General features: G+C 44.3%; 3 protein-coding genes, 17 tRNA genes and 2 rRNA genes. All 22 read left to right on the top strand.

The window, feature by feature from the left end; all coding sequences use genetic code 11:
• Positions 1–2619: ribosomal RNA gene (locus SSIN_RS04480) — 23S ribosomal RNA — on the top strand; the annotation flags it as partial.
• A 210-nt stretch (positions 2620–2829) separates the two neighbouring features.
• A 5S ribosomal RNA gene (gene rrf / locus SSIN_RS04475) occupies positions 2830–2945 on the top strand.
• Between the two features lie 29 nt (positions 2946–2974).
• Positions 2975–3047 (top strand) — tRNA-Val (locus tag SSIN_RS04470).
• A 4-nt stretch (positions 3048–3051) separates the two neighbouring features.
• A tRNA-Asp gene (locus SSIN_RS04465) sits at positions 3052–3124 on the top strand.
• A gap of 76 nt (positions 3125–3200) precedes the next feature.
• Positions 3201–3273, top strand: a tRNA-Lys gene (locus tag SSIN_RS04460).
• Between the two features lie 5 nt (positions 3274–3278).
• Positions 3279–3360 (top strand) — tRNA-Leu (locus SSIN_RS04455).
• Positions 3361–3377: 17 nt separating this feature from the next.
• Positions 3378–3450, top strand: a tRNA-Thr gene (locus SSIN_RS04450).
• A gap of 15 nt (positions 3451–3465) precedes the next feature.
• Positions 3466–3537 (top strand) — tRNA-Gly (locus SSIN_RS04445).
• Positions 3538–3542: 5 nt separating this feature from the next.
• Positions 3543–3628, top strand: a tRNA-Leu gene (locus SSIN_RS04440).
• A gap of 15 nt (positions 3629–3643) precedes the next feature.
• Positions 3644–3717, top strand: a tRNA-Arg gene (locus tag SSIN_RS04435).
• 40 nt (positions 3718–3757) lie between these two features.
• Positions 3758–3831, top strand: a tRNA-Pro gene (locus tag SSIN_RS04430).
• A 5-nt stretch (positions 3832–3836) separates the two neighbouring features.
• Positions 3837–3910: transfer RNA gene (locus SSIN_RS04425), tRNA-Met, on the top strand.
• Positions 3911–3923: 13 nt separating this feature from the next.
• Positions 3924–3997 (top strand) — tRNA-Ile (locus SSIN_RS04420).
• 23 nt (positions 3998–4020) lie between these two features.
• Positions 4021–4110, top strand: a tRNA-Ser gene (locus SSIN_RS04415).
• Positions 4111–4123: 13 nt separating this feature from the next.
• A tRNA-Met gene (locus tag SSIN_RS04410) sits at positions 4124–4197 on the top strand.
• A gap of 4 nt (positions 4198–4201) precedes the next feature.
• A tRNA-Phe gene (locus tag SSIN_RS04405) sits at positions 4202–4274 on the top strand.
• Between the two features lie 17 nt (positions 4275–4291).
• Positions 4292–4362 (top strand) — tRNA-Gly (locus SSIN_RS04400).
• 34 nt (positions 4363–4396) lie between these two features.
• Positions 4397–4470: transfer RNA gene (locus tag SSIN_RS04395), tRNA-Ile, on the top strand.
• Positions 4471–4478: 8 nt separating this feature from the next.
• Positions 4479–4566, top strand: a tRNA-Ser gene (locus SSIN_RS04390).
• A 166-nt stretch (positions 4567–4732) separates the two neighbouring features.
• Positions 4733–5548 carry a rod shape-determining protein MreC gene (mreC, locus tag SSIN_RS04385; RefSeq protein WP_037616234.1) on the top strand — a complete coding sequence of 272 codons (816 nt, stop codon included), beginning with the start codon at positions 4733–4735 and terminating at the stop codon, positions 5546–5548.
• A gap of 1 nt (position 5549) precedes the next feature.
• The gene (gene mreD / locus SSIN_RS04380; RefSeq protein ID WP_037616232.1) at positions 5550–6050 is read left to right on the top strand and encodes a rod shape-determining protein MreD; all 501 of its coding nucleotides are present in this window, start codon (positions 5550–5552) and stop codon (positions 6048–6050) included.
• A gap of 96 nt (positions 6051–6146) precedes the next feature.
• Positions 6147–7352 carry a peptidoglycan hydrolase PcsB gene (gene pcsB, locus SSIN_RS04375; RefSeq protein WP_037616231.1) on the top strand — a complete coding sequence of 402 codons (1206 nt, stop codon included), beginning with the start codon at positions 6147–6149 and terminating at the stop codon, positions 7350–7352.
• Positions 7353–7413 lie beyond the last annotated feature (61 nt).

Raw genomic sequence — 7413 nt, 5'->3', positions numbered from 1 at the left:
ACTCTTCGGGGTTGTAGGACTGCGCTGTGGACTCAGATTTTATAGAAGAATGACATGGGAAGGTCAGCCAAAGAGAGTAAGAGCCTCGTATTTTAAATAGAATCTGTACCTAGCAGAATCCTGAGTACGGCGGGACACGCGAAATCCCGTCGGAATCTGGGAGGACCATCTCCCAACCCTAAATACTCCCTAGTGACCGATAGTGAACCAGTACCGTGAGGGAAAGGTGAAAAGTACCCCGGAAGGGGAGTGAAATAGAACCTGAAACCGTGTGCCTACAACAAGTTCGAGCCCGTTAATGGGTGAGAGCGTGCCTTTTGTAGAATGAACCGGCGAGTTACGTTATGATGCGAGGTTAAGTTGAAGAGACGGAGCCGTAGGGAAACCGAGTCTGAATAGGGCGCTTTAGTATCATGATGTAGACCCGAAACCATGTGACCTACCCATGAGCAGGTTGAAGGTGCGGTAAAACGCACTGGAGGACCGAACCAGGGCACGTTGAAAAGTGCTTGGATGACTTGTGGGTAGCGGAGAAATTCCAAACGAACTTGGAGATAGCTGGTTCTCTCCGAAATAGCTTTAGGGCTAGCGTCGACATCAAGATTCTTGGAGGTAGAGCACTGTTTGGGTGAGGGGTCCATCCCGGATTACCAATCTCAGATAAACTCCGAATGCCAAAGAATTATGGTCGGCAGTCAGACTGCGAGTGCTAAGATCCGTAGTCGAAAGGGAAACAGCCCAGACCACCAGCTAAGGTCCCAAAATAATTGTTAAGTGGAAAAGGATGTGGGGTTGCACAGACAACTAGGATGTTAGCTTAGAAGCAGCTATTCATTCAAAGAGTGCGTAATAGCTCACTAGTCGAGTGACCCTGCGCCGAAAATGTACCGGGGCTAAAACAATTTACCGAAGCTGTGGATACCTTTATAGGTATGGTAGGAGAGCGTTCTATGTGTGGCGAAGGTGTACCGTGAGGAGCGCTGGAACGCATAGAAGTGAGAATGCCGGTATGAGTAGCGCAAGATGGGTGAGAATCCCATCCACCGTAAGACTAAGGTTTCCAGGGGAAGGCTCGTCCGCCCTGGGTTAGTCGGGACCTAAGGAGAGACCGAAAGGTGTATCCGATGGACAACAGGTTGATATTCCTGTACTAGAGTATGAAGTGATGGAGGGACGCAGTAGGCTAACTCGTGCGTACGAATGGATGTACGTCTAAGCAGTGAGGCGTGGTATGAGTCAAATGCTTATACCTATAACGTTGAGCTGTGATGGGGAGCGAAGATTAGTAGCGAGTGAGTGATGTCACACTGCCAAGAAAAGCTTCTAGCGTTGTATCATACTCTACCCGTACCGCAAACCGACACAGGTAGTCGAGGCGAGTAGCCTCAGGTGATCGAGAGAACTCTCGTTAAGGAACTCGGCAAAATGACCCCGTAACTTCGGGAGAAGGGGTGCTGACGTATGTCAGCCGCAGTGAATAGGCCCAAGCAACTGTTTATCAAAAACACAGCTCTCTGCTAAATCGTAAGATGATGTATAGGGGGTGACGCCTGCCCGGTGCTGGAAGGTTAAGAGGAGTGCTTAGGAGTAATCCGAAGGTATGAATTGAAGCCCCAGTAAACGGCGGCCGTAACTATAACGGTCCTAAGGTAGCGAAATTCCTTGTCGGGTAAGTTCCGACCCGCACGAAAGGCGTAATGATTTGGGCACTGTCTCAACGAGAGACTCGGTGAAATTTTAGTACCTGTGAAGATGCAGGTTACCCGCGACAGGACGGAAAGACCCCATGGAGCTTTACTGCAGTTTGATATTGAGTGTCTGTGCCACATGTACAGGATAGGTAGGAGCCTATGAGATCGGGACGCCAGTTTCGAAGGAGGCGTTGTTGGGATACTACCCTTGTGTTATGGCCACTCTAACCCAGATAGGTGATCCCTATCGGAGACAGTGTCTGACGGGCAGTTTGACTGGGGCGGTCGCCTCCTAAAAGGTAACGGAGGCGCCCAAAGGTTCCCTCAGACTGGTTGGAAATCAGTCGCAGAGTGTAAAGGTATAAGGGAGCTTGACTGCGAGAGCAACAACTCGAGCAGGGACGAAAGTCGGGCTTAGTGATCCGGTGGTTCCGCATGGAAGGGCCATCGCTCAACGGATAAAAGCTACCCTGGGGATAACAGGCTTATCTCCCCCAAGAGTTCACATCGACGGGGAGGTTTGGCACCTCGATGTCGGCTCGTCGCATCCTGGGGCTGTAGTCGGTCCCAAGGGTTGGGCTGTTCGCCCATTAAAGCGGCACGCGAGCTGGGTTCAGAACGTCGTGAGACAGTTCGGTCCCTATCCGTCGCGGGCGTAGGAAATTTGAGAGGATCTGCTCCTAGTACGAGAGGACCAGAGTGGACTTACCGCTGGTGTACCAGTTGTTCTGCCAAGAGCATCGCTGGGTAGCTATGTAGGGAAGGGATAAACGCTGAAAGCATCTAAGTGTGAAACCCACCTCAAGATGAGATTTCCCATAACGCAAGTTAGTAAGAGCCCTGAGAGAAGATCAGGTAGATAGGTTAGGAGTGGAAGTGTGGCGACACATGAAGCGGACTAATACTAATAGCTCGAGGACTTATCCAAAACTAAGTAAAGAGGACGTTGAGAAAAGCGTATAAATTTAGGAGGCTAGCCAGACATCGATGATGAGGCAGGTAGGCTATCTAATTTACTAGCTTTTAAGTCCGAATACAATTTCATTGAGCGCAGCATTTGGCAAGTATTGTTTGATTTGAGTAGTTATTCAATTTTGAGTTGACAAGGCAATGTAAGATTGTAAGTTAATTCAGAAAGTTAAGTGACGATAGCCTAGGAGATACACCTGTACCCATGCCGAACACAGTAGTTAAGCCCTAGAACGCCGGAAGTAGTTGGGGGTTGCCCCCTGTGAGATATGGAAGTCGCTTAGCAGGATAGGAAGTAGTAGTACTTCCTTTTTGGGAGTTTAGCTCAGCTGGGAGAGCATCTGCCTTACAAGCAGAGGGTCAGCGGTTCGATCCCGTTAACTCCCATATAGGTCCCGTAGTGTAGCGGTTATCACGTCGCCCTGTCACGGCGAAGATCGCGGGTTCGATTCCCGTCGGGACCGTTTCAATTGTGGAAATGCAATTGAATGTTGCGGATGGATTAAGTGTCACTTAAGTCCTATTTGACAACTCTATAAAGACTCGTTAGCTCAGTTGGTAGAGCATTTGACTTTTAATCAAAGGGTCACTGGTTCGAGCCCAGTACGGGTCATATAAGCGGGTTTGGCGGAATTGGCAGACGCACCAGATTTAGGATCTGGCGCTTTAGGGCGTGGGGGTTCAAGTCCCTTAACCCGCATGAAGAAATAGAAGTGAGCCGGCTTAGCTCAGTTGGTAGAGCATCTGATTTGTAATCAGAGGGTCGCGTGTTCAAGTCATGTAGCCGGCATTTTTTTATACAGATGCGAACGTAGTTCAGTGGTAGAACACCACCTTGCCAAGGTGGGGGTCGCGGGTTCGAATCCCGTCGTTCGCTTTGAGGCCGGGGTGGCGGAACTGGCAGACGCACAGGACTTAAAATCCTGCGATTGGCAACGATCGTACCGGTTCGATTCCGGTCCTCGGCATGAGAGTTTAAAAGAGCACCCTTAGCTCAACTGGATAGAGTACCTGACTACGAATCAGGCGGTTAGAGGTTCGACTCCTCTAGGGTGCATATTAGAACGAAGTCTCATGACTCCGTTTTTGGATTTTCTCGGGAAGTAGCTCAGCTTGGTAGAGTACTTGGTTTGGGACCAAGGTGTCGCAGGTTCGAATCCTGTCTTCCCGATATATGGCGGTGTAGCTCAGCTGGCTAGAGCGTCCGGTTCATACCCGGGAGGTCGGGGGTTCGATCCCCTTCGCCGCTATGATGATCTTGTTGGACCTTTAGCTCAGCTGGTTAGAGCTCTCGGCTCATAACCGAGTGGTCGTAGGTTCAAGTCCTACAAGGTCCATATTGTGTGAAACTCACTATGTTGGAGGATTACCCAAGTCCGGCTGAAGGGAACGGTCTTGAAAACCGTCAGGCGTGTAAAAGCGTGCGTGGGTTCGAATCCCACATCCTCCTTAGATAAGAATATCGCGGGATGGAGCAGCTAGGTAGCTCGTCGGGCTCATAACCCGAAGGTCGTAGGTTCAAATCCTGCTCCCGCAATTTTGGCTCGGTAGCTCAGTTGGTAGAGCAATGGATTGAAGCTCCATGTGTCGGCGGTTCGATTCCGTCTCGCGCCATTTTATTCTGAATATAAGCGGGTGTAGTTTAGTGGTAAAACTACAGCCTTCCAAGCTGTTGTCGCGAGTTCGATTCTCGTCACCCGCTTTGAACTAGATTGTTCAATCCAAGTTTTTAACTTGGGCGCGTAGCTCAGGTGGTTAGAGCGCACGCCTGATAAGCGTGAGGTCGGTGGTTCGAGTCCACTCGTGCCCATTAATATTGGAGAATTACTCAAGAGGCTGAAGAGGACGGTTTGCTAAATCGTTAGGTCGGGTAACTGGCGCGGGGGTTCGAATCCCCCATTCTCCGCTATAAGTAAGGAGTTTAGCTGATGCTACCTCCTTTTCTTGTATCTTTTTGCATTAAGGTAAGTTAATTTAACCTTAATTTTTTCTTTAAAATTGATATATGCTGTAATAAGTAACATGTATCTAGTTGGAACCATTATGTATTGATATTGCTGAGGTTTATTTTTATGAATAAATTTAAAAAATCTAAGTTTTTTATTTTCTTTTTAATAACTATTAGCTTAATAGGAGGGTTGTTATTTTCACCTGTCTCGTCTCATTTTATTTCTTTTTCTTCTAATATAATTTCAACAATTGATCGAATGATTGCTCGGCCTGTTACCTTTGTGTTAAATGAAAAAGATAGACTTTTTGATTTGATGAAAACGTATAAAGAAAATGGAGATTTAAAGAAAGCGCTTTATACCATAGAAGAGAAGGCAAATAAAGTTGATTCTTTGGATGATGAGAATAGTCAATTAAGGCAATTATTAGATTTAAAAGAGCAGGACCAAAACACGATTAAAATTGCTTCAGAGGTGATTGCTCGTAGTCCGTCTGCTTGGACAAATGAGCTGACAATTGATAAAGGGACTGCTAGTGATGTTACAAAATCAATGCTGGCAATTTCTAATGGTGGAGTCATCGGAGCAGTAACACAGGTTTCTGCTGATTCAAGTGTTGTGACCTTGCTTAGTAATGAAAAAAATTCAAGCCCAATTTCTGTGAAGATTCAAACAGAGACTGGTTTTGTCTATGGTATTATTACTGGTTTTGATTCTAAAAATTCCACTTTTATTGTAAGTCAGTTAAATAGTTTTTCTGGTGTTACAGAAGGAGCTTCTGTTCTGACAAGCGGATTGGGCACCTATAATGCAGAAAATTTACTTGTGGGAAAAGTTTTGTCTGTCTCTAAAGGGAAAGATCAGTTGAATGATGTGATTTTAGTTCAACCTGCTGCTGATTTTTCAGATATCCAAGCTGTAATTTTGGTGAGAAATTGATATGAAAAGCTCGAAAGAAAAAATTTTAACACCGATTATCTTGTTTTTAATCTTATTACTTGATGGACAGTTGTCTCGACTCTTTATCGGTCTATTATCAGGTCAGTGCTATCCTATCAGCCACTTATTACTGATTTACATGATTTTTATTTCTATTAATTTTTCTAGAACTTTCAATCTTGTTTTATTTATGGGACTGGGATTGATATATGATGTTTATTATTTACATGTTATAGGTATTTTTGTGATTTTATTTCCTTTGCTTAGTGCTTTCATTATTTACATGAATGACGTTTTGTTGTTAAATCGCTTGACTCGTTTTTTATCTGTGATTACGGCTGTCTTTTTGATTGAAATAGTTAGTGTCACTTTGGTTCTTCTTTTAAAGCTGGCAGCAATTGATTTTTCACATTTCATTATCTTTAGTTTGGTTCCTACTTTACTCTTAAATGCTGTTTTCTTCTTGGTATTCCAATCTTTGTTTGAAAAAGTCTATTTATGATGAATAAGAAATAGAAATGTAATAAATACGTAACACAAACAGTTTTGATTTTTGATATACTATATAATGTCTTACCAAGAAGGAGTATATATTTTTATGAAGAAAAAATTGTTCGCATCAATTTTGTTGAGTACGCTTATCCTTTCTCAAGGAGCTTCACTTGTGAGTGTAAAAGCGGATTCTACCGATGATAAAATTGCTGCTCAAGACAGTAAAATTAACAGTATAACAGCGCAACAGCAATCAGCACAAGCACAAGTTGACGAGATTCAAAGTCAAGTTTCTGCAATTCAAAAACAACAAGAAAAACTTCAAGCTGAAAATGAAAAATTATCAGCAGAGTCTGCTAAGTTATCAGCTGAAATTGATACTTTATCTAAAAACATCGTTGCTCGAAATGAATCGCTTGCTAATCAAGCTCGTAGTGCTCAAACGAACGGAACTGCTACTAGTTACATTAATACAATCGTGAGTTCTAGCTCTATTACAGAAGCAATTTCACGTGTAGCTGCTATGAGTGAAATTGTTGCAGCAAATAATAAAATGTTAGAGCAACAAAAAGCTGATAAAGAAGCAATTGCTGAAAAACAAGTTGCTAATAATGAAGCAATCAATACTGTTATCGCTAATCAGCAACAGCTTTCAGATGATGCACAAGTTTTAACAACCAAACAAGCAGAACTTAAAGTTGCTCAGTTGAACCTTGCAGCAGAAAAAACAACTGCTGAAAATGAAAAAAATAGCCTTTTAGAGCAAAAAGCAGCAGCAGAGAAAGCAGCAGCAGAAGCAGCAGCAGCAGAGGCAGCTTATAAAGCACAACAACAGGCACAACAACAAGCAGTTCTTGCTTCTGCAAATACTAGCTTCTCAGCTCAGGTTCAAGCTGTAAATAATACAGCAGCAGCTCCTGCGGCAGAGGCTACTGTATCTGCACCAGCAGTGACTCAGCCAGCAGCAACTGTCTCTCGTCCTACTTACAGTTCTTCAGCGACAACCTATCCTGTAGGTCAATGTACTTGGGGTGCTAAGACTTTGGCTCCATGGGCTGGTGACTATTGGGGTAATGGTGGTCAATGGGCAGCTAGTGCAGCAGCAGCAGGCTTCCGTACAGGTTCACAACCTCAGGTTGGTGCGATTGCATGTTGGAATGATGGTGGATATGGACACGTTGCTGTAGTAACAGCTGTTCAATCTGCTACTAACATTCAAGTATCAGAAGCTAATTATGCTGGCAACCAAGCAATTGGTAACTACCGAGGCTGGTTTAATCCAGGTGCTGTAACTTATATTTATCCAAATTAAATAGGCTCTTTTCTACCATTTGTCAAGTCTGTCAAGGCTTTAAGTGAAAAATGAGATAAGA

This window comes from Streptococcus sinensis (genome assembly GCF_000767835.1).
Lineage (GTDB): Bacteria > Bacillota > Bacilli > Lactobacillales > Streptococcaceae > Streptococcus > Streptococcus sinensis.
The sequence above is the reverse complement of the archived record's forward strand: the minus strand, read 5'-3'. Positions and strand labels throughout refer to the sequence as shown.